At 72.7% G+C, this 26,756-nt stretch carries 24 protein-coding genes, 2 tRNA genes and 1 pseudogene; 13 read left to right on the forward strand and 14 right to left on the reverse strand.

The annotated features are described in order from the left end of the window. Positions 1-78 precede the first annotated feature (78 nt). Positions 79-1,065, forward strand: coding sequence for an aldo/keto reductase (locus ATL31_RS15365; protein WP_101396784.1), 987 nt, complete (start codon positions 79-81; stop codon positions 1,063-1,065). A 180-nt stretch (positions 1,066-1,245) separates the two neighbouring features. Here ATL31_RS15365 and ATL31_RS15370 read toward each other — a convergent pair whose 3' ends face one another. The 3 genes from ATL31_RS15370 to ATL31_RS15380 form a co-directional block, all read right to left on the reverse strand. Then, entirely contained in the window at positions 1,246-1,674 is a 429-nt protein-coding gene (locus tag ATL31_RS15370) for a hypothetical protein (RefSeq protein ID WP_143598408.1), read from the reverse strand. 216 nt (positions 1,675-1,890) lie between these two features. Continuing rightward, complete coding sequence (locus tag ATL31_RS15375) at positions 1,891-3,078, reverse strand: IS30 family transposase (RefSeq protein WP_425440338.1); 1,188 nt, start codon at positions 3,076-3,078, stop codon at positions 1,891-1,893. Positions 3,079-3,628: 550 nt separating this feature from the next. After that, positions 3,629-5,695 carry a hypothetical protein gene (locus tag ATL31_RS15380; protein ID WP_101396788.1) on the reverse strand — a complete coding sequence of 689 codons (2,067 nt, stop codon included), beginning with the start codon at positions 5,693-5,695 and terminating at the stop codon, positions 3,629-3,631. A gap of 146 nt (positions 5,696-5,841) precedes the next feature. On the opposite strand from ATL31_RS15380, the pseudogene ATL31_RS17015 reads away from it, so the two are divergent. After that, a pseudogene (locus ATL31_RS17015) lies at positions 5,842-6,138 on the forward strand (hypothetical protein); the annotation flags it as partial. Here ATL31_RS17015 and ATL31_RS15390 read toward each other — a convergent pair. Next, a tRNA-Ile gene (locus tag ATL31_RS15390) sits at positions 6,095-6,171 on the reverse strand. The pseudogene ATL31_RS17015 and the gene ATL31_RS15390 sit on opposite strands and share 44 nt — an antisense overlap. Positions 6,172-6,392: 221 nt before the next feature. On the opposite strand from ATL31_RS15390, the gene ATL31_RS15395 reads away from it, so the two are divergent. Next, on the forward strand, positions 6,393-6,908 hold the full coding sequence (locus ATL31_RS15395) for a DUF3145 domain-containing protein (protein ID WP_101396790.1): 516 nt from the start codon (positions 6,393-6,395) through the stop codon (positions 6,906-6,908). Between the two features lie 43 nt (positions 6,909-6,951). On the opposite strand, the gene ATL31_RS15400 is transcribed toward ATL31_RS15395, so the two are convergent. The 7 genes from ATL31_RS15400 to argG form a co-directional block, all read right to left on the reverse strand. Further along, entirely contained in the window at positions 6,952-7,515 is a 564-nt protein-coding gene (locus ATL31_RS15400) for a hypothetical protein (protein ID WP_101396792.1), read from the reverse strand. Positions 7,516-7,571: 56 nt separating this feature from the next. After that, positions 7,572-8,813 carry a beta-ketoacyl-ACP synthase II gene (gene fabF / locus ATL31_RS15405; protein ID WP_101396794.1) on the reverse strand — a complete coding sequence of 414 codons (1,242 nt, stop codon included), beginning with the start codon at positions 8,811-8,813 and terminating at the stop codon, positions 7,572-7,574. A gap of 99 nt (positions 8,814-8,912) precedes the next feature. Continuing rightward, a complete protein-coding gene (locus ATL31_RS15410; protein ID WP_055811906.1) occupies positions 8,913-9,158 on the reverse strand; it encodes an acyl carrier protein in 246 nt (81 codons plus the stop codon). A gap of 79 nt (positions 9,159-9,237) precedes the next feature. Then, positions 9,238-10,254, reverse strand: coding sequence for a beta-ketoacyl-ACP synthase III (locus ATL31_RS15415; RefSeq protein ID WP_101396796.1), 1,017 nt, complete (start codon positions 10,252-10,254; stop codon positions 9,238-9,240). Further along, on the reverse strand, positions 10,251-11,165 hold the full coding sequence (locus ATL31_RS15420; protein WP_101396798.1) for an ACP S-malonyltransferase: 915 nt from the start codon (positions 11,163-11,165) through the stop codon (positions 10,251-10,253). The genes ATL31_RS15415 and ATL31_RS15420 overlap by 4 nt, the downstream gene beginning before the upstream one ends. Positions 11,166-11,263: 98 nt before the next feature. Continuing rightward, positions 11,264-12,451: a PucR family transcriptional regulator gene (locus ATL31_RS15425; protein ID WP_245862545.1), complete on the reverse strand. Its 1,188-nt coding sequence runs from the start codon at positions 12,449-12,451 to the stop codon at positions 11,264-11,266. 46 nt (positions 12,452-12,497) lie between these two features. Continuing rightward, positions 12,498-13,925 carry an argininosuccinate synthase gene (gene argG, locus ATL31_RS15430; protein WP_101396800.1) on the reverse strand — a complete coding sequence of 476 codons (1,428 nt, stop codon included), beginning with the start codon at positions 13,923-13,925 and terminating at the stop codon, positions 12,498-12,500. 125 nt (positions 13,926-14,050) lie between these two features. Here argG and ATL31_RS15435 point away from each other — a divergent pair, with 125 nt between their 5' ends. Continuing rightward, positions 14,051-14,482 carry a Fur family transcriptional regulator gene (locus ATL31_RS15435; protein ID WP_101396802.1) on the forward strand — a complete coding sequence of 144 codons (432 nt, stop codon included), beginning with the start codon at positions 14,051-14,053 and terminating at the stop codon, positions 14,480-14,482. A gap of 29 nt (positions 14,483-14,511) precedes the next feature. Next, positions 14,512-16,767: a catalase/peroxidase HPI gene (gene katG, locus ATL31_RS15440; RefSeq protein ID WP_101396804.1), complete on the forward strand. Its 2,256-nt coding sequence runs from the start codon at positions 14,512-14,514 to the stop codon at positions 16,765-16,767. Between the two features lie 107 nt (positions 16,768-16,874). Here katG and ATL31_RS15445 read toward each other — a convergent pair whose 3' ends face one another. The 3 genes from ATL31_RS15445 to fdhD form a co-directional block, all read right to left on the reverse strand. Next, on the reverse strand, positions 16,875-17,177 hold the full coding sequence (locus tag ATL31_RS15445) for a thiamine-binding protein (RefSeq protein WP_101396806.1): 303 nt from the start codon (positions 17,175-17,177) through the stop codon (positions 16,875-16,877). 2 nt (positions 17,178-17,179) lie between these two features. Next, positions 17,180-19,963, reverse strand: coding sequence for a pyruvate dehydrogenase (acetyl-transferring), homodimeric type (gene aceE / locus ATL31_RS15450; RefSeq protein WP_101396807.1), 2,784 nt, complete (start codon positions 19,961-19,963; stop codon positions 17,180-17,182). Between the two features lie 137 nt (positions 19,964-20,100). After that, a complete protein-coding gene (fdhD, locus tag ATL31_RS15455) occupies positions 20,101-20,928 on the reverse strand; it encodes a formate dehydrogenase accessory sulfurtransferase FdhD (RefSeq protein ID WP_101396808.1) in 828 nt (275 codons plus the stop codon). A gap of 64 nt (positions 20,929-20,992) precedes the next feature. Here fdhD and ATL31_RS15460 point away from each other — a divergent pair, with 64 nt between their 5' ends. The 8 genes from ATL31_RS15460 to ATL31_RS15495 all read left to right on the forward strand — a co-directional run bounded on the left by ATL31_RS15460 (position 20,993) and on the right by ATL31_RS15495 (position 26,754). Then, positions 20,993-21,511 carry a PH domain-containing protein gene (locus ATL31_RS15460; RefSeq protein ID WP_101396809.1) on the forward strand — a complete coding sequence of 173 codons (519 nt, stop codon included), beginning with the start codon at positions 20,993-20,995 and terminating at the stop codon, positions 21,509-21,511. Beyond that, positions 21,508-23,064 carry a PH domain-containing protein gene (locus ATL31_RS15465; RefSeq protein ID WP_101396810.1) on the forward strand — a complete coding sequence of 519 codons (1,557 nt, stop codon included), beginning with the start codon at positions 21,508-21,510 and terminating at the stop codon, positions 23,062-23,064. Before ATL31_RS15460 ends, ATL31_RS15465 begins: the two co-directional genes overlap by 4 nt. A gap of 37 nt (positions 23,065-23,101) precedes the next feature. Then, positions 23,102-23,542 (forward strand): DUF3052 domain-containing protein, encoded by a 441-nt coding sequence (locus tag ATL31_RS15470; protein WP_101396811.1) that lies wholly within the window; start codon positions 23,102-23,104, stop codon positions 23,540-23,542. Positions 23,543-23,593: 51 nt separating this feature from the next. Then, positions 23,594-24,073, forward strand: coding sequence for a peroxiredoxin (locus ATL31_RS15475; protein ID WP_101396812.1), 480 nt, complete (start codon positions 23,594-23,596; stop codon positions 24,071-24,073). Positions 24,074-24,135: 62 nt separating this feature from the next. Then, a tRNA-Val gene (locus ATL31_RS15480) sits at positions 24,136-24,208 on the forward strand. Position 24,209: 1 nt separating this feature from the next. After that, positions 24,210-25,061: a Nif3-like dinuclear metal center hexameric protein gene (locus ATL31_RS15485; protein WP_101396813.1), complete on the forward strand. Its 852-nt coding sequence runs from the start codon at positions 24,210-24,212 to the stop codon at positions 25,059-25,061. Next, positions 25,058-25,798 (forward strand): zinc ribbon domain-containing protein, encoded by a 741-nt coding sequence (locus ATL31_RS15490; RefSeq protein ID WP_101396814.1) that lies wholly within the window; start codon positions 25,058-25,060, stop codon positions 25,796-25,798. Before ATL31_RS15485 ends, ATL31_RS15490 begins: the two co-directional genes overlap by 4 nt. Further along, a complete protein-coding gene (locus ATL31_RS15495; RefSeq protein WP_101396815.1) occupies positions 25,795-26,754 on the forward strand; it encodes a reverse transcriptase-like protein in 960 nt (319 codons plus the stop codon). Before ATL31_RS15490 ends, ATL31_RS15495 begins: the two co-directional genes overlap by 4 nt. Positions 26,755-26,756 lie beyond the last annotated feature (2 nt).

The following is a 26,756-nucleotide window of genomic DNA, read 5'->3' on the forward strand; positions in this document are numbered from 1 at the left end:
CTGATCGCCCAGGAGGGCACTATGGACTCTGACTCCCGCACCGACCTGTCCTCGAACCAGGAAGCGCGAGGCTCCGCGATGCCCTCGCGTGTCCTCGGGCGGACGGGGCGCGCGGTCTCGGTCATCTCCCTGGGTACCTGGCAGCTGGGTGCCGACTGGGGCGAGGTTCGCCCCGATGATGCCCGGGCGGTTCTGGAGGCATCGGCCGAGGCCGGCGTGACGATGTTCGACACAGCCGATGTGTACGGTGACGGCCGCAGCGAGCAATGCATCGCCGAGTTCCTCGCGGCGCACCCGGGGCTCGACACGTTCGTGGCCACGAAGATGGGCAGGCGTGCCGACCAGAGCCTGGGGAACTACTCGATGGCGAACTTCCGTGCCTGGACCGACCGCTCGCGCTCGAACCTGCGGACCGACACCCTTGACCTCGTCCAGCTGCACTGCCCCCCGACCGAGGTGATCGACAGCGACCAGGTGTTCGACGACCTCGACACTCTCGTGGCGGAGGGGGTGATGGCCGCCTACGGCGTCAGCGTCGAGACCGCCGACCAGGCGCTGGCTGCGATCGCGCGGCCGTCGGTGGCGTCGGTCCAGATCATCATCAACGCCTTCCGTCTCAAGCCCCTCGAGCGGGTCCTGCCCGCGGCGCTCGAAGCCGGGGTCGGCATCATCGCGCGAGTCCCGTTGGCCAGTGGCCTGCTGTCGGGACGGTACGACGAGTCGACCACCTTCGCCGCCGACGACCACCGAAGCTACAACCGGCACGGCGAGGCCTTCGACCGGGGTGAGACCTTCTCGGGCGTCGACTACGACGAAGGCGTACGCGCAGCCAGGGAGTTCTCGGCCCTCGCTGCCGCGCGTGGCCTGTCACCCGCCCGCGCAGCGCTGGCGTGGGTCGCCCAGTTGGACGGCGTCACCACCGTGATACCCGGCGCCCGCTCCCCGGAGCAGGCCAGGCAGAACGCGACCGCAGGCTCCGTGCCCCCACTCGGCGAGGAGTTCACCGCAGCGGTCACCGAGCTGTACGACCGCCGCCTGAAGGCCTCGGTTCACGACCTCTGGTGAGCACTCCGCGCAGAGCACCCACGACCGACGGATGATGAGCGCGAAGGGGTATCCCGCCGGGGTCGGTCAACGCCCAGCTCGTGCTTGGTTGCTTGCGATGGGCTTCGCGTCGCCGGGGCCACGTTCTGTTCAGATGTGCCACGAACGCGCCACAACCAAGGTCGGCGGCTCTTGGTGAGGTCAGCCGGGAATCTGGCCCGTCTGCACGAGTCGGCTTCTTCCGGTCAGACGGTGTCGGAGGCGCTGGAGGGGTGTCCGCCAGGCTTTGGCGACGGTTCCGTCTGGCAGGGTCAGCGTCCAGGAGATCTCGGTGCTTCCGCGCTTCTTCGTGACCTCGTCGCCGCGTCCGTGCAGGTACGCCAGACCTCGGCTGAGCTGCTTCCGCACCGCGTCGGGCTGGTGTTCCACGTCGTACTCGTACTCCGGGATGGAGTACCGCTGGCCCAGGTCGAGAGGGAACGCGTCGCTGCCGACGTCGAGGCTGAACCACCGACGTGGATCGGATCGGAGGGTCACGAGCAGCTTGTCGTGCTCGTCGAGCTTCCACGCGACATCCGGATCGGCGTCGAGCAGCGTCCTGGCAGCGGCAAGCAACGACTCTGAGGGCACGCACGCAGGGTAGATCGAGAGGACGTGGGCGTACGCGGATTCAGCGGGGGGTGCGCGGAGGGTGCGAGGCGCGGGGTCCCTGTCGCGGGGCCCAGCGGGCTCCTGGATCTTCACTCACATGCCGAATGTCGGACGTTCCCGGTCTGCACGTCGAGAGGTCGCAACACGCAGAAGAAATCGCTGGCGGTCTCAATCGGTGAGCGCAACGGGTTGGTTTCAGGCTACTTCGGCGAGGGCTTCGGCTGGGGTACGCCATCCCAGGGTCATGCGGGGTCGGGCGTTGAGTCCGTCTGCGACGGTCTCGAGGTCTTCTTGGGTGTACACGGACAGGTCGGTGCCCTTGGGGAAGTACTGGCGAAGGAGCCCGTTGGTGTTCTCGTTGCTGCCGCGTTGCCAGGGCGAGGCGGGGTCGCAGAACCACACGCTCAGCCCGGTCTCGGCACGGACTCGTTGGTGGGAGCCGACCAGCTCGACGCCTTGGTCCCAGGTCAGGGAGCGGGCCAGGTGCTCGGGTAGGGCGGTGATCTGTTGCGCGATGGCGTCGGCGACGGATTCGGCGTCGTGCCGCCCTGGTAGGTGAAGCAGGATCACGAACCGGGTGGTGCGCTCGACCAGGGTCCCGATCGCCGAGGCGCTGTTCTTGCCGATGATCAGGTCACCTTCCCAGTGCCCGGGCACGGTGCGGGCGTCGACGTCCTTGGGTCGATTCGCGATCAGCAGCTCCCCGGGCACCCGGGGCCGTTTGGCGGCCTTGCGCGGGGCCCGACGGGCCCGACCGGTGCGAAGCGCGTGGTGCAGGTCAGCGCGCAGGTGGCCACGGCCTTGGACGTACAGCTCCTGGTAGAGCGTCTCGTGGGAGACCCGCATCGACTCATCATCGGGGAAGAGCACCTTGAGCCGGTTGCTGACCTGCTGAGGGCTCATCCGCTCGGTCCCGCCGATCCACGCCTGCACCGTCGCCGCGAGCACCCGGTGCCCGGACAGCTTGGTCGGTTTGGGCCGGCGGGCCCGCTGCTCAGCCTTCAGCTGCGCGATCCGCGCCGAGTACGGCCGCATCCGCACCGTCCCGGCGCTGGTGCGGCCCTTGGGGCGAAGGTTGCGCGCGATCTCCCGACTGATCGTCGACCGCGCCCGCCCGATCTCGCGCGCGATCTCCGCCTGGGTATGGCCCCGGGCGAGCATCTCCTCGATCGCCTCACGCTCCTCGAAGCTGAGCCGGTGGCCAGAGTCCGCAACCCGCATCCTGATCACGCCACCAGACTCGCGGACCCACCGCCCCGCGATGCTCGATCCGACCCCAGCCACAGCCGCGGACCGCAGCACGTCACCATCGAGCCGGTACTCACGCCAGAACGCGTCCTCAAACCGACGAGCCAACTTCAATGTCACAACACACCTCCACAGGTCGTGTTGCGTTCACCCCCTGAGGCCGCAGCTCGATCCCGGGCATGTTGTGGCCTCTCGACGTCCGCCGAGACCTCGGATTCTGCGGTCCCTGCGGGCGGGGCGGACCCACATACAGGCAGTGGAACGTGCTGCGTCGTCCTGTGAGCGTGGCCTACAGGTCGGAAGTGGCCCACTGCCTGTCCGTGGGTCCGTTCATCCCGATCTGCCGCTATCCGATCGGTCGATACGCGGCGGGAATGCAGCGTCAGGTGGGACTACCGCCAGTACTGCCAGCCGTCCGGTGGGGCGGGCCAGGTCGACAAGGGCGATGGTTGGCGTTGCCGTGACCGTCGATGTGAACCGGTGCCACCGTTGTCCCCGTCGAAATCGACGACGTCGCGCGAGCTGCACCCCTGCATGACGACTGCGACAGCAACCGTGAGCCCCACCAGGACAATTGCTGCTCGAGCGCGGTCCTGGCCGAGGCCCGCGAAGGCCCGAGGACCGCGAACGAGCCAGCTGTGGGCACTGTGAACCTGCCGGTCACCAACGTCCCGACCGAGGACACCTAGAGGGTCCGCACGGCGACGCCGTCGATCTGGACCAGCTTCCCGGTCGCGGAGGTCACCACGACGGAGAGCGTCCCGCTGCGCAGCGAGGTGACGGGCAGGGCGAGGACGCTCTGTCGCCGGGTCGTCGAGGACGCGAGGGAGACCGACCCGATCTTGGTGGAGCCGATGTACACCGTGGCGACGCCGCACGTGGAGCATCGCGTCGCCACCAGGTAAACCTGGCGCGCACTCACCGACGCCAGGGTGAGCCGAGCGCCCGAGCGGGTCGAGTAGGTGTTCGTGCCGAGGTACGAGGAGCTGGTGTTCTGCTGCGTCCACCCTGCTGTCGCCCGGGTCAGGGAGCGGTCGTCGAGCGGGCGCACGGTGCATCTCTGAGCGCTCCAGGCCGAGGTGTTCCCCATCCGGTCGCGAGCCCGCACCGACCAGCACGTCTGGTATCCCACCGCAAGGGGCACGTTCACCCGGGTCGACGTGGTGCCGTTCGCCACGGTGCCGTACCCGCCGAAGAGGCCGCTGCGCGGGGCCCGGCGGAACCTGACGTCGTAGCTCGCGACACCGGAGGGGTCGGTCGCGGAGTACGACGCGGCCAGCGTCGGCGTCAGGGCAACGGCCACGACGGGGGAGACGAGGCGCAGGAGCGGAGCGGTGCTGTCGTGGGTGAAGGTCCTGGCGGCGACGGTCTCCCGGCCGCTGGGCTCGTGGGAGCGGACGACCAGGAGGTGCCGTCCCGACGGCAGGGTTCCGGCATGGTACGCGCCGTCACAGGAAGCCGCGGCCGCCGCGTCGACGGCGCAGGTCAGGGTGGTGCCTGCCGGGAGGGCGGAGACGTCGAGCGGCAGGGCGCTGCTGGGGCCGGTGGTCGTCGGCGTCGGGCCGATGGCCACTCTCGCGCCGGCCCAGGCCGCGCGTTGGAGATTCTGGTAGACGCGGGCGCCCAGGTCGGCGGAGCGTGCCGACGGGGTTCCGTCGACGCCGATCGTCGACCTGTAGACGCTGCTGGGGAAGGCCGGGCCGGAGAGGACCATGCCGAGCTCGTCGCCGCGAGGGGACCAGGTCACGTCGTAGGCCACGGTGTCGTCGGGCACGGCGCGCGCCACTCCGCCGGACGCGGACATCACGTAGGTCCCGCGCGCCAGGACGTCGTCCGTGTACAGGCGGGTGAACGCGATCCAGCGTCCCCCCGGCGACACCTCGGGGCGGATCGCCCCGTCCGTCCCGGCCAGCGACCCGATCTGGACACCGGACGTCGCGTCGACCAGCGCCAGCGGCAGCCCCAGACCTCCCGTCTTGTGGTTGACGACGAGCGTCCTGCTGTCGGGCATCCACGAGGGATCGGTGGTCCCGGGGATCTCCCGGGTCGGTGTCCCACCCGTCGCGGGCAGGACGAAGGTCGAGGGGACCGAGGCCTGGGTACCGACCGCCACCCGGGTCCCGTCCGGTGACCAGGCCGGGTGGTCGAGCACGGCCGCGGTGGCCCACAGCAGGACCGGAGGCGTGGAGCGGTCGACGGGCTCGGACCACAGCTGCCAACCTCCGGAGGTCGGCCGGGTCGAGAGGAGCATCCTGCCGTCGGGAGACAGCGCCAGGCCCATTGAGGCGTCGCTCTGACCCGGGCCGGCGGGCCTCGAGACACTCGCGACCGGTTGGGGAAGGGCCCACTCAGTCATCCGCACCGGGCCGCCGTCGCGATCTGCAGCCGCGGCGATCAGGGACTCACTGACCGGAGTCTGCGCCACGGGGGTTCCTGCGTCACCCTCGCCCACCGTGGTCACCGCCGACACCGCGTACGTGGCGTCCGGCGGCGCATCCGGCTCCGACCACGACAGGGACACCGAGAAGGGCACGGAGTAGCTGGTGTCCATGCCGGCCGACGACCGGTGCACCACGAAACCGGTGAGACCGCCGTCGCCGTAGTCGGTCGGGAGGTCCCAGCTCAGGTCGACCCCACCCCCCGGCACCCGAAGCGCGCTGACCGCTGTCGCCGGCGAGGGGAGGGCGCCGGGAGCGGCATGCGCGGCGGCCGGCATCACCATGAGGGCGGCCGGCACCACGCTCACGGTCACGGCACTCAAGGCACCACGAAGCATGGAGTTCCCCCAGATGGATGAGATGGCCCGCGCGGGGCTGTTCGGAGATGGTAGCCGTGAACAGCACGCCCACGAGCGCGATTCGGGTCGGTCCGCTCGACACCGAGTCCCGGGACAACCCCCACCTGCGGCGGCTGCATGCCACCGCCCGGGCCCTCGCCGCCGGGGCGAACGTCAAGGCCGTCCAGCGCATGCTGGGTCACGCCTCCGCCGCGATGACGCTGGACATCTACGCCGGGCTGTTCGGCGACGAGCTCGACGGCGTGGCGGACGCGTTGGACGATCTTGTGCCACGAACGCGCCACATCGGGCCGGGAGAGGTCGCATCACGATGTTGGCAGCGGCGTCGTGGCAGCGCTGACCTGCGTAAACGTCTGGTGGGGCGTGTCGGGCTTGAACCGACGACCGACGGATTATGAGTCCGCTGCTCTGACCGACTGAGCTAACGCCCCGCGGCCACGGACGGCGCCGCGGCCCGGCGAGCCTATCGCCGCGGGCGCGGCGCCATCCGGCGGGATCGCTGTGAAGGCTGGTGTCTGTGAGCCCGGTGGTGCATGATGTGACGCACAACGGCACCCGAGCGTGCCCGCACACGAACACCGGCAGCACACGACCGGCCGACCACGAGCACTGGCGTTGGGGAAGACGTCCACCGCACGTGAAGGAGGCCAGGATGTCTGTCGCGATGCCGCGCACCGCAACGCGTGGGGTGGTCTACATCCACTCCACGCCCAAGGCGCTCTGCCCGCACATCATCTGGGCGCTCGAGGGAGTCCTCGGCGCCGGTGTCACCGTGCAGTGGACCGAGCAGCCCGCCGCCCCGGGGCTCGTCCGCACCGAGCTCAGCTGGGCCTCCGAGTCCGGCACCGGCGCGCGCCTGGCGTCGGCCTTGCGCGGCTGGGAGCACCTGCGCTACGAGGTCACCGAGGAGCCCAGCCCCGGGTGCGACGGCTCGCGCTGGTCGCACACCCCCCGGCTCGGCATCCACCACACCTGGACCTCCGCCAACGGCGACGCCGTCGTCAACGAGGACCGCCTCCGCGAGGTCGTGGTCCTCAGCCAGGGCAGCCCCGAGGCGATGCGCGAGATGATCGAGGAGCTCCTCGGCCTCGAGTGGGACGACGAGCTCGAGCCGTTCCGCTACGCCGGCGACGGCGCTCCCGTGCGCTGGCTGCACCAGGTCGGCTGACCGGCCGGCGCCGGTCGCCGGCGGACCGCTCCGGCGTCGCCGATCAGGGGAGCATGCGCAGTCGTGGGCCGAGAGCCCCGGAGAGCACCGCGACCGCGCTGTCGCTGAGAAGCTCGCCCGGCAGGACCATCCACATCGACCCCGGGCACTCCACCACGAGGTCGCGCCCGACCCAGGTGGCCGCGACCACGGTGTCGAGGTCGATCCGGTGCGTCGCCGACGACGTGTCGACCTCGACCCGCGCGCTGTCGAACGTGGCGGTCACCACGGACCCCGGCACCACCCGGGCCCCGAACAGGCGGCGGCAGCGGCGCCGCAGGGCCCGTGGGCCCGCGAGGACCGCGAGCAGGGCGTAGGCCATGGCGGCGGCGGCGAACATCGCGGCCGTGGGGGCCGGGTCTGCGCCACCCCCGAGGACCACTCCGCCGGCGACGAGGGCGAGACCGACGGTGACCAGCACCACCTGCCGGGCGAGCCGGGCGCGGCGTCCGGGACGACGGGCCAGCCAGCGCGCCAGCGCGTCGGCTTCCCGTTCGGCCACTGCCGGGCTGGCCGCGTACTGCGTCACGACCGGCTCGCGGGCGGTGACCTCCGAGGGGGCGTCCACGCGGTCACGCTAGCCGAGGGGAGCCGTCGAGGGCCCGGATCCGCCCGGACGGACGGTCAGAGGCTCTTGATGACGAGAGCGACGTTGTGGCCGCCGAACCCGAACGAGTTGTTCAGGGCCGCGATGTCGCCTCTCGGCAGCGCCCGGTGCTCATCGCGGATGACGTCGAGGTCGATCGCCGGGTCGAGGTCGTCGATGTTGATGGCCGCGGGCGCCGTGCGGTGGTGCACCGCCAGCACGGTGAGCAGCCCCTCGAGGGCCCCGGCCGCACCCAGCAGGTGCCCGGTCATCGACTTGGTGGCGCTCACCGGCATCCCGTCGACCGCGTCACCGAAGGCGCGGCGGATCGCGTTGGCCTCGGCCACGTCGCCGACCGGTGTCGAGGTGGCGTGGGCGTTGATGTGCACGATGTCGGCAGCGGTGAGCCCGGCCCGCTCGACGGCCTCGCGCATGGCGCGGCTGGCGCCCGCGCCCTCGGGCTCGGGGGCGGTGATGTGGTGCGCGTCGGCCGACATCCCGATCGAGGCGAACTCGGCGTAGATGCGGGCACCGCGGGCCTTGGCGTGCTCGTACTCCTCGAGGACCATCACGGCGGCGCCTTCACCCATGACGAAGCCGTCGCGCCCGGTGTCGTAGGGGCGGGAGGCGGCCGTGGGGTCGTCGTTGCGGGTCGAGAGCGCCTGCATCTGGGAGAACCCGGCGAAGCAGATGGGGTGGGTGGCGCACTCGGTGCCGCCGGCCACCACCATGTCGGCGCGGCCGCCGCGGATCATGTCGTAGCCGGTGCCCATCGACTCGGCGCCGGAGGCGCAGGCCGAGACCGTGGTGTGCGCGCCGGCGCGGGCGCCGAGCAGCAGCGACACGTTGCCGGCCGAGGTGTTGGGCATGAGCATGGGGACCGCGAGCGGGAAGACCCGCCGCACGCCCTTCTCGCGCAGGTTGTCCCACTGGTCGAGCAGGGTCCAGACCCCACCGATGCCGGTGCCGATCGCGACGCCGAGCCGCTCGGGGTCGACCTCGGGGGAGCCGGCGTCCTCCATGGCGGCGAGCGAGGCGATGACCGCGTACTGGGCGCTGGGGTCCATCCGCCGGATCTGCACCTTGGTGAGGACCTCGGACGGGTCCTGCGCGATGGTGCAGGCGAAGTGGACGGGCAGCTCGTAGCGGTCGAGCATCTCCTGGTCCAGGGGCTTGGCGCCGGACCGGCCGGCGAGGATGCCCTCCCACGTCTCGGCGATGGTGCCGCCGAGTGGGGTGGTGGCACCGAGTCCGGTGACGACGACGCGACGCTCGCTCATGGGTCAGCTGCTCCTCAGGTGGTCGTGGCGGGGATCGCCCGCCGGGGTCACCCCCGGGCGCCCCGTGGAGGGGACGCTACCGGGGGCGACGGCCGGGCGTCAGCCCTGGTTGTTCTGGATGAAGGTGACGGCGTCGCCGACGGTGGTGAGGTTCTTGACCTCGTCGTCGGGGATGCGCACACCGAACTTCTCCTCGGCGTTGACGACGATCGTCATCATCGAGAGGGAGTCGATGTCGAGGTCGTCGGTGAAGGACTTGTCCATCTGGACCTCGGCCGGGTCGAGCCCGGTCTCCTCGTTGACGATCTCGGCGAGGCCGCTGAGGATCTCCTGCTGGTCTGCCATTGCTCTCTCCTTCTGTGGGGGATGCGGTGCTGCTCGGCCCGGATGACCCGTGGGCCCACGGGAGTGGGTGGGGCGTCGCCTAGGGGATGACGACGACCTGCGCGGCGTAGGACAGGCCCGCGCCGAAGCCGATCTGGAGGGCCAGGCCGCCGCTGGGGATCTCGCCCTGGCGCACCATCCGCTCCATCGCCAGCGGCACCGAGGCCGCCGAGGTGTTGCCGGTGTACGCGATGTCGCGGGCGATGGGGATGTCGGCCGGCATGTTCAGCTTCTTGGCCATCGCGTCGATGATGCGCACGTTGGCCTGGTGCGGGATGAAGGCGTCGAGCTGGTCGGCGGTGATGCCCGCCACGTCGAGCGCCTGCTGGGCCACCGGCGCCATGCCCCACACCGCCCAGCGGAACACGGTCTGGCCCGCCATCCCGATGTGCGGCCACTCCAGGCCCTTGCGGTGCACGTCGATCCAGGACTCGGTCTGCGAGATCGCCTCCCAGTTGGCGCCGTCGGAGCCCCACACCGTCGGTGCGATGCCGACGGTGTCGCTCTGGCTGACCACGGCCGCGCCCGCACCGTCGGCGAAGATGAAGGCGGTGCCGCGGTCGTCGAGGGAGGTGAAGTCGGAGAGCCGCTCGACGCCCACGACCAGGACGTGGCGGGCTGTGCCGGTGCGCACGAGGTCGGAGGCGACGGCGATGCCGTGGCAGTACCCGGCGCAGGCGGCCGAGATGTCGAAGGCCGCGCCCTTGGTGCCGAGCCGCTCGGCGAGCATCGGGGCCGCGGCCGGGGTCTGGTACGGCCAGCTCACGGTGGCGAGCAGGACGACGTCGATGTCCTCGGGCGCGACCCCCGCCATCTCGAGCGCCGGCGTGGCCGCGAAGACGGACATGTCGATCACCGACTCGCCCTCGCCGGCGAAACGGCGCTCGATGATGCCGCTGCGCTCGCGGATCCACTCGTCAGAGGAGTCGATGCGCTCGACCAGCTCGCTGTTGGGGACGACCCGGCGCGGCCGGTAGCCGCCGATGCCGGTGATCCGCGAGTGCGTGACGGGGCGCGCGGTCAGCCGGTCGGCGAAGCCCTTGGAGGTGACGGTCATGCGGAGTGCTCCTGGACGAGGGTGCGGGCGGCCTCGAGGTCGTCGGGGGACTTCAGGGCCAAGAGCTCGACACCCTTGAGGGCCCGCTTGGCCAGGCCCACGAGGGTGCCCGCGGGGGCGAGCTCGATGAGGGCGGTGACGCCGAGGGTGGCGAACCGCTCCATGCACAGGTCCCAGCGGACGGGGTTCGAGACCTGGGCGACGAGCCGGTTGAGCACCTCGCGGCCGTCGGTGACGATCTCACCGTCGCGGTTGCTGACCAGCGGCACGGTGGCGTCGGCGGGGGAGAGGCCGGCCGCGGCCGCCGCCAGCGCGTCGACGGCCGGCTGCATGTAGGAGGTGTGGAAGGCGCCGGCCACCTTCAGCGGGATGACCCGGGCGCGGGTGGGGGGCTCGGCGGCCAGGGCCGCGAGGGCGTCGAGCGCGCCGGCGGCCACGACCTGGCCCGCGCCGTTGACGTTGGCGGGGGTGAGACCGTGCGACGCGACGGCGGCCAGTACCTCGTCGGGATCGCCGCCCAGCACCGCGCTCATCCCGGTGGGAGTGGCGGCGCTGGCCTCGGCCATCCCGCGTCCGCGCAGGGCGACCAGGCGCATCGCGTCGTCCTCGGCCAGGACGCCCGCCCCCGCGGCGGCGGTGATCTCTCCGACCGAGTGGCCGGAGAGGGCACCGGCGCCGGCCGGGCCGCCGAGGGCCCGCAGCGTGAGCAGCCCGGCCCCGACCAGCAGCGGCTGGGCGACCGCGGTGTCCTTGATGGTCTCCTCGTCGGACGTGGTGCCGTGGGCGACGAGGTCGACCTGCGCGGCGTCGGCGAGGGCGCCCAGATGCTCACGGGTGCCGGGGAGCTCGAGCCACGGGCTGAGGAAGCCGGGGGTCTGGGACCCCTGGCCGGGGCAGACGATGACGATCACCCCTCCAGCGTGGCGTGCCGGCCGTGACCGAACCGTGACGAAGGGGGACGAACCTGACCGGCCCGTTCTGTGGGGTTCCCACAAATGGCTGAGCGGGGTCAGCGCGCGGTGGCGACGCGGGCGACCGGGCCGAGGCGGTGCATGGCCAGGGCGATCCGCACCGTCTGGGCGTCGTGGGCGTCGGCCAGGTCGTAGCCGGTGGCCTTCTCGATGCCGGCCAGCCGGTAGCGCACCGTGTTGGGATGCACGATGAGGTGCCGGGCGGTGCCCTCGACGCCCAGCCCGCGGTCGAGCCAGGCCGCGGCGGTGTCGAGCAGCGAGCCGCCGCCGGCGTCGGCCAGCGGCGCGATGATCCGGGCCCGCAGGGCGTTGCGGGCCGGCATGTCGCCGAGCAGCGCCCGCTCGGCCAGCAGGTCGTCGGCCGCCACCGGGCGCGGGGCCTCGGGCCACGCGGGCGCCGCGGTGTGGCCCGAGATCGCGGCCCGGGCGCTGCGCCCGGCGGCGAACAGGTGCGGCACGGTGGGCCCGACGACCAGCGGGCCGGCGCCGAGGTGCGGGTCGAGCGCCGTGGCCAGGGCCATCGGGTCGGCCACGCTGCCCGCGATGCAGACCACCCGCGGCCCGTGCACGGCCACCAGCAGCTCGGAGCCCACGCGCCGGGCGGTGCGGTGCAGCTCCCCGAGCACGCTGCCGGTGGCGCCGGGCGGGGTGGACCCCACGACGACGGCGACCGACGAGACCGCCCCCCAGCCGAGGGCGGCCGCGCGCGACTGCATCGAGTCGTCGGCCTCGCCGCGGATGACGGCGTCGACCACGAGCGACTCCAGGCGCGCGTCCCAGGCGCCACGGGCCTCGGCGGCCTCGGCGTACACCTCGGCGGCGGCGAACGCGACCTCGCGGCTGTAGCGCAGGACGGCCTCGCGGGCCAGGTCCTCCTCACCGGGGGCGGCCAGGCCCGAGATGTCGCGCTCGACCACGGCGATGACGGTGCGGATGAGGTCGAGGGTCTGCGCCAGGCTGATCGAGCGGGTGAGCTCGCGCGGTGCGGTGCCGAAGACGTCGGCCAGCACCGCGGCCCGGCTCTGGTCGCCGCCGAACCACTCCAGGAAGCTCGAGATGCCGGCCTGCGCCACCAGCCCGACCCACGAACGGTCCTCGGCCGACAGCGACCGGAACCAGGCGTGGTCGGCCTCCATCTGCCGCACGGCGGCCGCCCCGAGATCGCCCGCGGCCCGGACGACCCGGGTGCGGGTCTCCTCGGAGGGCCGGGTGGGGGCGGGGCTCATCCGGCCAGTGTATTTGTGCGGGCCGGACAAGCGCGGGCTCAGCGGGTCAGTCGGTGCCCGACTCCATCGCCGCGTGGTCGAGGGCCCGGTCCTGCGCGTCCTCGGCCGCCGGGTTGTCGGTGATGCGGTCGTAGCCGCCCGCGGGGAGCTCGCCGAACAGGGTGCCGTTCTCGACGAGGAGCTGCCCCTGGTCGACCGGCTGGCTGGCGTAGAGCTCGAGCTTGGCGCGGCTGTCGGCGATGTCGAGGTTGCGCATCGTCAGCTGGCCGATGCGGTCGGTGGGGCCGAAGGCCGCGTTCTCGACGCGCTCCATCGAGAGCTTGTCGGGGTGGTAGCTGAAGTTCTCGCCGCGGGTGTCGATGATCGAGTAGTCCTCGCCGCGCCGCAGCCGCAGGGTGACCTCGCCGGTGACGACCGAGGCGATCCAGCGCTGGATGGCCTCGCGCAGCATCAGGCTCTGCGGGTCGAGCCAGCGGCCCTCGTACAGCAGCCGGCCGAGGCGGCGCCCCTCCTGGTGGTAGCTCGCGATCGTGTCCTCGTTGTGCACGGCGTTGAGCAGGCGCTCGTAGGCGATGTGCAGCAGGGCCATGCCGGGGGCCTCGTAGATGCCGCGCGACTTGGCCTCGATGATCCGGTTCTCGATCTGGTCCGACATGCCGAGGCCGTGCCGGCCCCCGACGCGGTTGGCCTCGTCGACCAGTGCCACCGGTTCGAGCTCGTGCCCGTTGATCGCCACCGGGCGGCCCTGGGCGAAGCGGACCGTGACGTCCTCGGTCTCGATGACCACGCTCGGGTCCCAGAAGCGGACGCCCATGATCGGCTCCACGACCTCCATCGACTCGTCCAGGTGCTCGAGGGTCTTGGCCTCGTGGGTGGCGCCCCAGATGTTGGCGTCGGTCGAGTAGGCCTTCTCCTGGCTCGAGCGGTATGGCAGGTCGCGCTCGGTGAGCCAGGCGCTCATCTCGTGCCGGCCCCCGAGCTCGGTCACGAACGCGGCGTCGAGCCACGGCTTGTAGATGCGCAGGTTCGGGTTGGCGAGCAGGCCGTAGCGGTAGAACCGCTCGATGTCGTTGCCCTTGAACGTCGAGCCGTCGCCCCAGATCTCGACGTCGTCGGCCTGCATGGCCCGCACCAGCAGCGTGCCGGTGACGGCGCGGCCCAGGGGGGTGGTGTTGAAGTAGGTGCGGCCCCCGGTGCGGATGTGGAAGGCACCGCAGGCCAGCGCCGAGAACCCCTCCTCGACCAGCGCGCTGCGGCAGTCGACCAGGCGCGCGACCTCGGCGCCGTACTGCCCGGCCCGGTCGGGCACCGTCTCGATCTCGGGCTCGTCGTACTGGCCGAGGTCGGCCGTGTAGGTGCAGGGCACGGCCCCCTTCTCGCGCATCCACGCGACGGCCACGGAGGTGTCGAGACCTCCGGAGAAGGCGATGCCGACGCGCTCGCCGACGGGCAGGGACGTGAGGACCTTGGACACGATGCAAGTATATGCAGGACTCGGAATATTCAGCGAATCGGCCGACCCTCGCCGTGGGTGCCGCCGCCACGCGCCGTTCATCACCATTTCTTGACCTGTTCCAGAACAGGCGGCATGCTGAGGGGATGTCGACCGAGGCCCGCTACGACCGGATGCTGCGCGACGCCGCCCTGCGCGTCACCCGCCCCCGGCTGGCCGTGCTCGGGGCCGTGCACGACCATCCCCACGCCGACACCGAGGCCATCATGACGGCGGTCCGGCGCGACCTCGGGCAGGTCTCGCACCAGGCCGTGTACGACGTGCTGCGGGCCCTCACCGACGCCGGGCTCATCCGCCGCATCCAGCCCCCCGGCTCGCTCGCCCGCTACGAGGCGCGGGTCGGGGACAACCACCACCACGTCGTGTGCCGGTCCTGCGGGACCATCGCCGACGTCGACTGCGCCGTCGGTGAGGCCCCGTGCCTCACCGCCGCCGAGAACCACGGCTTCGAGATCGACGAGGCCGAGGTCGTGTACCGGGGGCTGTGCCCGCGGTGCGCGGCCGTCCCTGTTTCCTGAGTTCCCCACCACCCCACGGAAGGACACCCATGGTCGAGCACGACGCCAAGGTCGGCGACATGAACGAGGACGAGGAGGTCGCCCAGGCATCGTCGTCCGGGTGCCCGGTGGCCCACGACGGCCACTTCCCCGAGCCCGTCGCCGGCGGTACGAACCGCGAGTGGTGGCCGGGGCAGCTGAACCTCGCCGTCCTGCGCAAGAACTCCCCGGTCGCGAACCCGCTGGGCGGGGACTTCGACTACGCCGAGGCCTTCGGCAACCTCGACCTCGCGGCGGTCAAGGCCGACCTCACCGAGCTCATGACGACCTCGCAGGACTGGTGGCCGGCCGACTTCGGCCACTACGGCGGCCTGATGGTCCGGATGGCGTGGCACAGCGCCGGGACCTACCGGGTGCAGGACGGCCGCGGTGGCGCCGGCGCCGGGATGCAGCGCTTCGCCCCGCTGAACTCCTGGCCCGACAACGGCAACCTCGACAAGGCCCGCCGCCTGCTGTGGCCCGTCAAGCAGAAGTACGGCCGCAACATCTCGTGGGCCGACCTCATCGTCCTCGCCGGCAACGTGGCGCTGGAGTCGATGGGCTTCGAGCCCTTCGGCTACGCCGGCGGTCGCGCCGACGTCTACGAGCCCGACCAGGACGTCTACTGGGGCCCCGAGCGCGAGTGGCTCGGCGACGAGCGCTACACCGGCGACCGTGAGCTGCAGAGCCCGCTCGCCGCCGTGCAGATGGGTCTGATCTACGTCAACCCCGAGGGCCCCAACGGCAACCCCGACCCGCTGATGGCGGCCCGCGACATCCGCGAGACCTTCGGCCGGATGGCGATGAACGACGAGGAGACCGTGGCCCTGATCGCCGGCGGTCACACCTTCGGCAAGACCCACGGTGCGGCCGACCCGGAGGTCAACGTCGGGCCCGAGCCCGAGGGCGCCCCCCTGGAGCAGATGGGCTTCGGCTGGAAGAACGGCTACGGCTCCGGCAAGGGCGCCGACGCCATCACCAGCGGCCTCGAGGTCACCTGGACCCAGCGCCCCACCGAGTGGAGCAACCTCTACTTCGAGAACCTCTTCGGCTTCGAGTGGGAGGTGTACAAGAGCCCTGCCGGTGCCTGGCAGTGGCGGCCCGTCGACAACGGCGGCGCCGACACCGTGCCCGGCCCGTCGCCGGACTCGCCGCGCCGCCAGCCCACCATGCTGACGACCGACCTGGCGCTGCGCTTCGACCCGGTCTACGGCGAGATCTCGCGCCGCTTCCTCGAGAACCCCGACGAGTTCGCCGACGCCTTCGCGCGGTCGTGGTTCAAGCTGACCCACCGCGACATGGGCCCGATCCAGCGCTACCTCGGCCCGGAGGTCCCGTCCGAGGAGCTGCTCTGGCAGGACCCGGTGCCGGCCGTCGACCACGAGCTCGTCACGCACGACGACGTGCAGGCGCTCAAGGAGCAGGTGCTCGCCACCGGGGTCTCGGTGGCCGACCTGGTCTGGACGGCCTGGGCCTCGGCCTCGTCGTTCCGCGCCAGCGACAAGCGCGGCGGTGCCAACGGCGGCCGCATCCGCCTCGAGCCGCAGCGGTCGTGGGACGTCAACGAGCCCGGCCGCCTGGCGCCGGTCGTCTCGGCGCTCGAGGGCGTCCAGGAGGCCTTCAACGCCGCCCAGACCGGTGGCAAGCGGGTCTCGTTCGCCGACCTCGTCGTCATCGGCGGCGCCGCGGCGGTCGAGAAGGCCGCCCGCGACGCCGGGCACTCGGTCTCGGTGCCGGTCACCGTGGGCCGGACCGACGCCACGCAGGACAAGACCGACGTCGAGTCCTTTGCGTGGCTCGAGCCGGCCGCCGACGGGTTCCGCAACTACCTCGGCAAGGGCGGCACCCGCCTCCCGGCCGAGTACCACCTCGTCGACCGCGCCAACCTGCTGGCGCTGAGCGCCCCGCAGATGGCCGTCCTGGTGGCGGGCCTGCGGGTGCTCGGGGCCAACCACCAGGGCAGCGCGTACGGCGTCCTCACCGAGCGTCCCGGGCAGCTGACGAACGACTTCTTCGTCAACCTGCTCGACATGGGCGTCGAGTGGCACCGCACCGGCGAGGACGAGACGACCTTCGAGGCCGTCGACCGCGCCAGCGGCCAGGCCCGCTGGACCGGCACCCGCAACGACCTCGTGTTCGGCTCGAACTCCGAGCTGCGCGCGGTGGCCGAGGTGTACGCGGCCGACGACGCGAAGGACACGTTCGTCGCCGACTTCGTCGCGGCGTGGAGCCACGTCATGGACCTCGACCGGTACGACGTGCGCTGACCCAGCGGGTCCTCGGACCCACCGGCTCACGCGACGGGCCCCGGACGCACTGTGCGTCCGGGGCCCGTCGTCGTACCCGGGGGTCGGGGTCGCACCCCGGGGTCGGGTCAGGCGTCGCCGAGGATCTCGTCGACGCGCTCGACCTTGGACGTCAGCATCCCGGTGTGCCCCGGGCGGATGTCGCACTTGACGACCAGCGACACCCGCGGGTGGCGCGCGGTCATGGCGTCGACGCACTGCTTCAGCACGCCGAACACCTCGTCCCACTCACCCTCGAGGTTGGTGAACATCGCGTTGGTCTCGTGCGGCAGGCCGCTGGCGCGGACGATGCCGACGGCCTCGGCGACCGCGGCCGCGTAGGACCCGGTGTCGTCGGGGGAGGCGGGGGCGATGCTGAAGGCGGCGATCATCCTCAGCTGTCGCCGCCCTCGTTGCCCGAGCGGCCGGCGGTCACGTCGTGCAGCCGGTAGCGGCGCGCCGCCTCGAGCGGCACCGAGCGGTCGATCTCGCCGCGCTCGGCCAGGGCCTGGAGGGCCCGCACCGCCATCGACGGCCCGTCGATGTGGAAGAAGCGCCGCGCGGCCGGGCGGGTGTCGGAGAACCCGAACCCGTCGGCGCCGAGGGAGTGGAAGTCGCCCGGCACCCACTGCCGGATCTGGTCCTGCACGGCCCGCATGTAGTCGGACACGGCGATGACCGGGCCCTTGCGGCCCGCGAGCTGCGAGGTGACCCACGGGGTGGGCGCCTCGGACTCGGGGTGCAGGAACGCGGCCTCGTCGCAGCGGAGCCCGTCGCGGCGCAGCTCGTTCCACGACGTGACGGACCAGACGTCGGCGACGACGTTCCAGTCGTTGCGCAGCAGCTCCTGGGCCTCGAGGGCCCACGGCATCCCGACGCCCGATGCCAGCAGCTGCACGCGCGGGGCGTCGTCGGACAGGCCTTCGGTCGAGCCGCTGTCGAAGAGGTACATGCCCTTGAGCAGCCCCTCGCGGTCGAGGTTCTCGGGCTCGGCCGGCTGGCGCATCGGCTCGTTGTAGACGGTGAGGTAGTAGATGAGGTTGCGCTCGGCCTCGGTCATCGACTCGTCGGTGCCGTACATCCGGTGCAGGCCGTCCTGCACGATGTGGGCGATCTCGTAGGCGAAGGCCGGGTCGTAGTGCACGACCGCCGGGTTGGTCGACGCCAGCAGGGGGCTGTGCCCGTCGGCGTGCTGCAGGCCCTCGCCGGTGAGCGTGGTGCGCCCCGCGGTGGCCCCGATGAGGAACCCGCGCGTCATCTGGTCGGCCGCGGCCCACACCGAGTCACCGGTGCGCTGGAAGCCGAACATCGAGTAGAAGACGTAGATCGGGATCATCGGCTCGCCGTGGGTGGCGTAGCTCGAGCCCACCGCGGTGAAGGCCGCCATCGAGCCGGCCTCGTTGATGCCGAGGTGGAGGATGTGGCCGTCCTTGGCCTCGCGGTAGGCCAGCATCAGGTCGGCGTCGACCGGGGTGTAGCGCTGGCCGTGCGGGTTGTAGATCTTGATGGTCGAGAAGAAGCTGTCCATCCCGAAGGTGCGCGCCTCGTCGGGGATGATCGGCACGATGCGGTTGCCGAACTCCTTGTCGCGCATGAGGTCCTTCAGCAGACGCACGAACGCCATCGTGGTGGCGATCTCCTGCTTCCCCGAGCCCTTCTTGACCTGCGCGTAGGCGGCGTCGTCGGGCAGGTGGATGGGGATGTGGGTCGTGCGGCGCTCGGGCAGGCCGCCGCCGAGCTTCGCGCGCCGCTCGAGGGCGTACTGGATCACCGGGTCGTCGGCGCCGGGGTGGTAGTACGGCGCGTTGTACGGGTCGGCCTCGAGCTGGGCGTCGGTGACCGGGATGGCCAGGGAGTCGCGCAGCCCCTTGAGGTCGTCGAGGGTGAACTTCTTCATCTGGTGCGTCGAGTTGCGCCCCGCGAAGCTGCGACCGAGGCCGTAGCCCTTGATGGTCTTGGCGAGGATGACGGTGGGCTGGCCGGTGTGGCCCAGCGCCGCCTTGTACGCCGCATAGACCTTGCGGTAGTCGTGGCCGCCGCGCTTGAGCTTCCACCAGACGTCGTCGTCGGACCAGTCCTCGACCATCTTGCGGGTGCGCGGGTCGCGGCCGAAGAAGTGGTCGCGCACGTACTTGCCGTCGTTGGCGCGGAAGGTCTGGTAGTCGCCGTCGGAGGTGCTGTTCATCAGGTGCACCAGGGCGCCGTCACCGTCGGCCGCCAGCAGCGGGTCCCAGCCGCGGCCCCAGACGACCTTGATGACGTTCCAGCCGGCGCCACGGAAGAACGCCTCGAGCTCCTGGATGATCTTGCCGTTGCCGCGCACCGGGCCGTCGAGGCGCTGGAGGTTGCAGTTGATGACGAAGGTGAGGTTGTCGAGCTCCTCTTGCGCCGCGAGCTGGAGCAGGCCGCGTGACTCGGGCTCGTCCATCTCGCCGTCGCCGAGGAAGGCCCAGGTGTGCTGGTCGCTGGTGTCCTTGATGCCGCGGTTGTGCAGGTACTTGTCGAACTGCGCCTGGTAGATCGCGTTCATCGGGCCCAGGCCCATCGACACCGTGGGGAACTCCCAGAAGTCCGGCATCAGGCGCGGGTGGGGGTAGCTGGGCAGCGCGAGCGGCTCGCCGTCGACGAGGTGGCTCTTCTCCTGCCGGAAACCGTCGAGGCGGTCCTCGGAGATGCGGCCCTCGAGGTAGGCGCGCGCGTACATCCCGGGCGAGGCGTGACCCTGGAAGTAGATGTGGTCGCCGCCGCCGGGGTGGTCCTTGCCGCGGAAGAAGTGGTTCATGCCCACCTCGTAGAGCGTCGCGGCCGAGGCGTAGGTCGAGATGTGGCCGCCGACCCCGATGCCGGGGCGCTGCGCGCGGTGCACGACCATGGCGGCGTTCCAGCGCAGGAGGGCGCGGAAGCGGCGCTCGGTGTCCTCGTCGCCGGGGAACCACGGCTCCTGCTCGGGGCTGATGGTGTTGACGTAGTCGGTGGTCGTCAGCGACGGCACGCCGACCTGCATGGCGCGGGCCCGCTCGAGGAGGCGCAGCATCAGGTACCGCGCCCGCGTCCGGCCCGGCCCGTCGATGACGGCGTCGAGGCTCTCGAGCCACTCGTCGGTCTCGCTCGGGTCGATGTCCGGCAGGTGGGTGGGGATGCCGTTGAGGATGGGGCCGACGTCTTCGTGGAGTGCCACGCGCTCGTCCTTTCACCGGTCGATGGCCGCGCCCCGGTCGGGAGCCGACGTTCCCATCCTTCACCCCGACGCGGCTGCGTCACAATCCGGCCCGGGTTACTGGACGGTACGGGTCGAGGGTCGGGTGCCCGCGCCCCTCAGGCCAGGCGGTCGGCGCGGGCGTAGACCGAGAACCGGGGGGCCCGCGTGAACGCCACGAGGGTGATGCCGAGCTCGGTGGCGAGCTCGACGGCCAGCGAGGTGGGGGCGCCCACGGCGACGACGGCCGGGATGCCCGCGACGGCCGCCTTCTGCACGATCTCGAAGCTGGCGCGGGCGCTGACCGCGAGCACGGTGCCGGCCAGCGGCAGCTCGCGCTCGCGGGAGACCGCGCCGACCACCTTGTCGACGGCGTTGTGCCGCCCGACGTCCTCGCGCACCGCGAGGAGGGCCCCGTCGGCGGCGGCGATCCCGGCGGCGTGCATCCCCCCGGTGCGCTCGAAACCGGCCTGGTGGGTGCGCAGCGCCTCGGGGAGGGCGGCGACGACGGCGGGGTCGAAGGTCGCGGGGTCGCTCGCGACGTCGAAGCGGCCGGCGGTGCGCACGGCGTCGACCGAGGCCGAGCCGCACACCCCGCAGGCGCTGGTCATGGCCTGGGTGCGCTCTCGCGCCGGGCGCAGCAGGGCCGAGCCGGGGGAGAGGGCGGCCTCGACCACGTTGAAGGTCGGGGAGCCGTCCGGACCGACGTCGGTGCAGTGCATCATCGCCGCCACGTCGGCGGCGGAGGCGATCATCCCCTCGGTGAGCAGGTGGCCGAGGGTGAGGTCGAAGTCGTCGCCGGGGGTGCGCATGGTGGTGGTCACGGTGGCGCCGTCGACCCGCACCTCGAGCGGCTCCTCGACGGCCACGGTGTCGGGGCGCGCCACGGCGTCGCCCCGCACCACGTCGTAGCGCGTGCGCGGCACCCGTGTCGTCACCCGGCCCATGGGGGAATCCAAACACACCCTCGGGCACCGGCGGCCGGTCGGGGCCCTCGGGCAGACTGGCGTCATGTCCGTGCCGCCCGACCGCCCGCCCGCCGAGCCGGTGGCGGTCACGCTGCGCGGCGCGGGGCCCTCGTGGCGCCCGGTGTCGCCGGCCCTGGCCACCGTGCGCCTGGTCGTGCTCGCCGTCGTGCTCCTGCCTCCCTTCCTGGTCTGCGTGGGTCTGGCGCTGCTCCTCACCCCGTGGGTCTGGCTCGGCGCCGTGGCGCTGCTGCTCCTGGCCGGATGGGGCGTGTGGGTGGTCCGGCGCCAGGTGGCGGCCATCTCGTGGGTCGAGCTCGACGACGAGATCGTCATCCGCAAGGGCCGGCTCTTCCGCAGCCTGGTCAGCGTGCCGTACGGGCGCCTCCAGTACGTCGACATCCAGTCCGGGCCCCTGGCGCGGGCGTTCGGGCTGGCGTCGTGTGAGATCCACACGGCCTCGCCCGAGAGCGGCGGCTCGCTGCCCGGGCTGCCGACCGCCGAGGCGGAGGCCCTGCGCACCCGGCTCGCCGCGCGGGGCGAGGCCCAGCGGGCCGGCCTGTGACCGACGCGTCGCCGCCGGAGGCTCCGGGCGGGCCGGGCGCTCCGGGCGGTCCGGGCGCGGACGAGGGATGGCAGCGGCTGCATCCGCTCACTCCGCTGCTCAAGGGCGGGGTGGTCCTGCTGGCCGTGCTCGGCTACGCCGCGAGCCGCATCGTCGACGGCGTGCTGGGCGCGTTCGACCCCACGAGCGCGAGCGACGCCTCCGGCGACGGTCCCGACGAGACCACGGCCGTCCTCGCCCACCCGCTGCTGGCGCTCGCCGGGCTGCTGCTGGTCATCGCCGCGGTGGCGGCCGCCGGCTGGGTCAGCTGGCGGTTCTCGCGCTTCCGGGTGGCGCGCGGGCAGGTCGAGCTGCGCTCGGGCGTGCTGTACCGCCAGCACCGGCAGGTCCCCCTCGAACGGGTGCAGGCGGTCGAGACCACCCGGCCGCTGCTCGCGCGGCTGCTGGGCCTGTCGCAGGTCGTCGTGCAGTCGGCCGGTGGGTCCGACTCCCACCTCACCCTCGCCTTCCTCGACGCCGCCCGCGCCGAGGAGGTGCGGGCCCACCTGCTCGACCTCGCCGGCCGCGCCGACGAGCGCCGGCCGGTGCCGGTCGAGGCCCTTCCGCTCGGCGCGGGGCCGGTCCCCGTGGTCGACGTGCCCAACGGACGGCTCTTCGTCGCCACCGTCCTGCACCCCGCGACGCTCGTCCTGGGCCTGATCGGGGTGGCGCTCCTGCTCGGAGCCGGGGTCTTCGAGCTGGGGGCGGGAGTGCTGGCCAGTGCGCCGGCCCTGGTGCCGGTGGTGTTCGGCCTTGCGGTGGGGCGGGTCAAGGAGCTCCTCGTCCACGGCAACTTCTCGCTGTCGCGCACCGACACCGCGCTGCGGGTGCACCACGGCCTCACCGAGCTGCGGGCCTCGAGCGTGCCGCTGCACCGGGTGCAGGCGGTCGAGGTGCTCCAGCCGCTGTGGTGGCGTCCGTTCCGCTGGTGGCGGGTGCGCGTCAACGTGGCCGGCGCCCGCTCCGAGGGGGCCGACGGCGACGACCAGACCACCCTGCTGCCGGTCGGCACGCTCGACGACGCGCTGCGCGTGCTGGCCACCCTGGGCGTGCGCCCCGACGACCCGTACGTCGCCGCCGCGCTCGAGGGGGAGGGCGGTGAGCCCGGCTGGGTCGGGCCGCCCCGGGCCGCCCGCGTCCTCGACCCCTGGTCGTGGCGGCGGAGCGGCTACGCCGTCTCCGATACCGCGCTGCACCTGCGTTCGGGCCGCTGGTCGCGCAGTGCCGTCGTCGTGCCGCACGCCCGCGTGCAGTCGCTCGCCCTCGACCAGGGTCCGCTCCAGATGCGCCTCGGGCTGGCCACCGCTCGTGTCGTCTCGACCCCGGGGCCGGTCTCGCCGCGGGCGCCGCACCTGCGCGCCGAGGACGCCGAGGCCTTCCTCGCCCTGGTCGGTGCGCGGGCCCGCGACGCCCGGCGCGCCGTGCCCACCGCCGCGCCGGGGCCGACCGGCGGCATCCTGCCGACCGAACCCGCCGAACCGGTTGCGCACCGGGGCGCGCCGTTGGTGGACTAGTGCACCGCACGGCATCCGATGTGAGAGGTTTGGTCGCGTGAACACCCCCGCCCCGCCCCCGGTCGACCCAGGGTCGGCGGGCTCCGGCGCCGTCGAACGGCTCGGTTTCGCCCCCGACCAGGTGGTCCAGGAGTTCGGCTACGACTCCGACGTCGACGATGACTTCCGCCTCGCGGTCGAGCAGGCCTGTGGTGCCGAGATGGAGGACGACGAGTACACCGGCGTCGCGGACGCCGTCCTGCTGTGGTTCCGCCCCGACGACGGCGACCTCGGCGACGCGCTCGTCGACATGGTCGGTGTCCTCCAGGAGGGCGGTTTCGTCGTCCTGCTGACCCCGCGCGGTGGCGACGAGGTCGACGCCAGCGACATCGACGAGGCGGCGGTCGTCACCGGCCTGCACCTCTCGGGCACGTTCAACGCGGCCGACTCCTGGCGCGCCCACAAGCTGGTCGCCCCCAAGAGCGCCGCGCGACGCTGACCGTGCGGGCGCGGAGGTCATGAGCCCCCCTTCCCTGGCAGGATGGGTCCCATGAGCGCCCCCGACCAGCCCCTCGGTGTGGGAGACCTCGCGCCCGACTTCACCCTCAGGGACCAGAACGGCGCCGACGTCTCGCTCTCGGAGCTGACCGCCACCCGCAACGTGGTCGTGGTGTTCTACCCGTGGGCGTTCTCGGGGATCTGCACCGGCGAGCTCGACGAGATCCGCGACCACCTCGAGCACTTCGTCAGCGACGACCTCCAGGTCGTCTGCATCTCCTGCGACGCCGTCTACAGCGCACGTGCCTGGGCCGACATCCAGGGCTACTTCTTCCCGTTGCTGTCCGACGCGTGGCCGCACGGCCGCGTCGCGCGGGCCTACGGCGTGCTCGACGAGACCACCGGGGCCGCCCTGCGCGGCACCTTCCTGGTCGGCCGCGACGGGCGCATCGCGTGGACCCTGGTCAACGGCACCGGGGAGCCCCGCGACTTCAGCGGGCTGCGGCTCGAGGCCGCCGGCCTGTCGGCCTGAGCACGCCGACCTGCCACAATGTCGGCTCGGCCGGATCCGCCCGTGGCAGGGTGGGCCGCCGAGGGCCTGTAGCTCAGCTGGTAGAGCGCCGCGTTTACACCGCGTCGGTCGTCGGTTCGATCCCGGCCGGGCCCACGTGAGCGACGATGCACCCCTGACCCTGCGGGAGGTGCTCGACGTGCTCGAGCGGCTCTACCCGCCCGGCACCGCGCAGTCCTGGGACCGGGTGGGGCTCGTGACGGGCGACCCCGACCAGCCGGTGCGGCGCGTCCACCTGGCCGTCGACCCCACCCTGGCCGTGGTCGCCGAGGCCCGTGACCTGGGTGCCGACCTGCTGCTGACCCACCACCCCCTGCTGCTGCGCGGGGTGCACTCGGTGGCCACGACGTCGGCCAAGGGTGCGACCGTCACCGACCTCGTCGTCGGCGACGTCGCGCTCTACGTGGCGCACACCAACGCCGACGTCGCGGCCGAGGGGGTCTGCGTGGCCCTCGCCGAGGCCTGCGGCCTGGATGCCGTCGAGCCGCTGGCGCTGGTCGAGGACCGGCCGCTGGGGCGCGTGGGCGACCTGCCGGCAGCGATGCCTCTGCGCGCCTTCGCCGAGGGGTTGGCGGCACGGCTGCCGGCCACCGCGGTGGGCCTCCGGGTGGCAGGCCCTCCGGAGGCGGCGGTCCGCCGGGTGGCGGTGCTGGGCGGGGCCGGCGACGACCAGCTCGACGCCGTGCGCGCCGCCCGTGCCGACGTCTACGTGACGGCCGACCTGCGCCACCATCCCGTGCTCGAGGCCCGCGAGGAGTCGCGCGGCGGGCCGCCCTACCTGGTCGATGCCGGGCACTGGGCCAGCGAGCAGGTGTGGCTGGCCCGCGCGGAGCGGGCGCTGCGCGCGGGGCTCGGCGGCGCCGCCACTAGGGTGGAGACCCACATCAGCACAGTGCGCACCGACCCCTGGACGTTCGTCGTCGGTGCCGACGAAAGAGGTACCCCGTGAGAGCCGAGCCCACCCGCCAGCTGCGGCTGCTCGACCTCCAGGCGGTCGACACCCGGCTCGACCAGATCGCGCACGCCAAGCGCACCCTCCCGCAGCTCGCCGAGCTGGCGGATCTCGAGGGCAAGGCCCGGCTGATCGACGACCAGCTGGTGCGCTCGCGCACCGAGCTCGACGACGTGCAACGCGAGGTCGCCCGCGCCGAGTCCGACGTCCAGCTGGTCCGCGACCGCGCCGCCCGCGACCAGGCCCGCCTCGACGCCGGTACCGGCACCGCCAAGGACCTGCAGGCCATCCAGCACGAGCTGGTCTCGCTCGCCCGCCGGCAGAGCGACCTCGAGGAGGTCGAGCTCGAGGTGATGGAGCGCGCTGAGGCCGCCGAGCACGACGTGCGCGAGCTCGAGCGCGGTCGCGGCGAGCTGACCGAGCGCATCCGGGCCCTCGAGGCCGCCCGCGACGAGGCGCTGGCGCGGCTCGACGCCGAGGCCGGCCAGGTGGCGGCCCCCCGCGACACCCTGGTGGGTGACGTGGGCGACGAGCTCGTCACCCTCTACGAGAAGATCCGCGCGGGCTCCGGCGGGATGGGTGCGGCCGAGCTGCGCCAGCGCCGTTGCGGCGGTTGCCAGCTCGACATCAACCCCGTCGAGCTCCAGCGTCTGCGCTCGGCGCCCGAGGACGAGGTCCTGCGCTGCGAGGAGTGCCGCCGCATCCTGGTGCGCACCGCCGAGTCCGGGCTGTGAGCCGGCGGCTCACCGTCGAGGCCGACGGCGGGTCGCGGGGCAACCCCGGCGTCGCCGGGTACGGAGCCCTGGTGCGCGACACGGCCACCGGCGCGCTGCTGGCCGAGCGGGCCGAGCCGCTGGGCAAGGTCTCGAACAACGTCGCCGAGTACCGCGGGCTGATCGCCGGGCTCGAGGCGGCCGCGGCCATCGACCCCGGGGCCACCGTGCTGGTGCGGATGGACTCCAAGCTGGTGGTCGAGCAGATGGCCGGGCGCTGGAAGATCAAGCACGAGGACATGCGCCGCCTGGCGCTGCAGGCGCGTGACCTCGTCACGGCCATCCGCGATGCCGGCGGCTCGGTGCGGTACGAGTGGATCCCACGGGCCGAGAACAAGGACGCCGACGCCCTGTCGAACGACGGGATGGACGGGCTGACCGTCGACCGGCGCCACGACGGCGGCGGCGCGTCGTCGGACGCGGCCGGTGACGATGCGGCGGACGAGGGTCCCACCGGAGGGGCCAGCGCGGCCGCGTGCGCCCCGGTGCCGCGGCGGGCCGGCACGCCGGTGCGGGTCGTCCTCGTGGCCGAGGCCAGGTCGGACGCGGCGCGCTCGACCACCGCCGCGTCGGTGCAGCGGCTGCTCGGCGGTGCCCCGCGCTGCCTGGTCACCGCACCGGCTGACGACGCCGTCGAGACCGCGGCCGAGGTGGGGGACCTCCTGGATGTGGGCTCGGTCGTGGACGCCGCCTGGTCGCCCACCGGCGAGGTGGTCGACGCGTGGGACCGCGTGGTCGCGCGCGGCGGCACCACCGTCGTCGTGTGCCCCGTCGAGGTCGTGCAGGCGGTGCTGGCCCACGTGCTGGGCATCCCCGACGAGCGCCGCGCCCGGCTGGCCGTGGCGGCGGGGTCGCTGGCCGGGGTCGAGGTGTGGGGCGACGACGACGTGTCGGTCGCCTTCACCAACCGCACCTGACG

The sequence above is a fragment of the Phycicoccus duodecadis genome (assembly GCF_002846495.1).
GTDB lineage: Bacteria > Actinomycetota > Actinomycetes > Actinomycetales > Dermatophilaceae > Phycicoccus > Phycicoccus duodecadis.

Excerpts from the sequence above, each read along its gene's own strand:
- ATL31_RS15365 (WP_101396784.1), top strand. The coding sequence starts at position 79 with ATGCCCTCGCGTGTCCTCGGGCGGACGGGGCGCGCGGTCTCGGTCATC.
- ATL31_RS15395 (WP_101396790.1), top strand. The coding sequence starts at position 6,393 with ATGTCTGTCGCGATGCCGCGCACCGCAACGCGTGGGGTGGTCTACATC.
- fabF (WP_101396794.1), bottom strand. The coding sequence starts at position 8,813 with ATGAGCGAGCGTCGCGTCGTCGTCACCGGACTCGGTGCCACCACCCCA.
- ATL31_RS15410 (WP_055811906.1), bottom strand. The coding sequence starts at position 9,158 with ATGGCAGACCAGCAGGAGATCCTCAGCGGCCTCGCCGAGATCGTCAAC.
- ATL31_RS15415 (WP_101396796.1), bottom strand. The coding sequence starts at position 10,254 with ATGACCGTCACCTCCAAGGGCTTCGCCGACCGGCTGACCGCGCGCCCC.
- ATL31_RS15425 (WP_245862545.1), bottom strand. The coding sequence starts at position 12,451 with ATGAGCCCCGCCCCCACCCGGCCCTCCGAGGAGACCCGCACCCGGGTC.
- ATL31_RS15435 (WP_101396802.1), top strand. The coding sequence starts at position 14,051 with ATGTCGACCGAGGCCCGCTACGACCGGATGCTGCGCGACGCCGCCCTG.
- katG (WP_101396804.1), top strand. The coding sequence starts at position 14,512 with ATGGTCGAGCACGACGCCAAGGTCGGCGACATGAACGAGGACGAGGAG.
- ATL31_RS15445 (WP_101396806.1), bottom strand. The coding sequence starts at position 17,177 with ATGATCGCCGCCTTCAGCATCGCCCCCGCCTCCCCCGACGACACCGGG.
- fdhD (WP_101396808.1), bottom strand. The coding sequence starts at position 20,928 with ATGGGCCGGGTGACGACACGGGTGCCGCGCACGCGCTACGACGTGGTG.
- ATL31_RS15460 (WP_101396809.1), top strand. The coding sequence starts at position 20,993 with ATGTCCGTGCCGCCCGACCGCCCGCCCGCCGAGCCGGTGGCGGTCACG.
- ATL31_RS15475 (WP_101396812.1), top strand. The coding sequence starts at position 23,594 with ATGAGCGCCCCCGACCAGCCCCTCGGTGTGGGAGACCTCGCGCCCGAC.